1 protein-coding gene is annotated in these 249 nt (G+C 41.0%); it reads right to left on the bottom strand.

The annotated features are described in order from the left end of the window. A partial coding sequence (locus AAEY55_RS18525) for a hypothetical protein (RefSeq protein WP_350552741.1) occupies positions 1-249 on the bottom strand: 249 nt, incomplete at both ends.

Genomic DNA, 249 nt, shown 5'->3' on the forward strand with positions numbered 1-249 from the left:
ATATACAAGGTAGAGTCGTATAACTTAATCGGGGTACGTTCTATTGAGTTGATATCGATATCGGCTGCTTTTGCCAAAAATGGCATCACTAGTTCGCTCATTGGCGCAACATCAACTCGGCCATAACTGAGCATTTTGAGCGATTGTAATTGGGATTTATCAGTACTGAGGTTAGTGAATCCTTGGGAATCCAAATAGGTGTGATCAGCATTACCAAGTACTACACCAACATTTCGGACACGTTTTAAG

Origin of the sequence: Pseudoalteromonas sp. 120-MNA-CIBAN-0494 (assembly GCF_040308885.1) — a bacterium.
Lineage (GTDB): Bacteria > Pseudomonadota > Gammaproteobacteria > Enterobacterales > Alteromonadaceae > Pseudoalteromonas > Pseudoalteromonas nigrifaciens.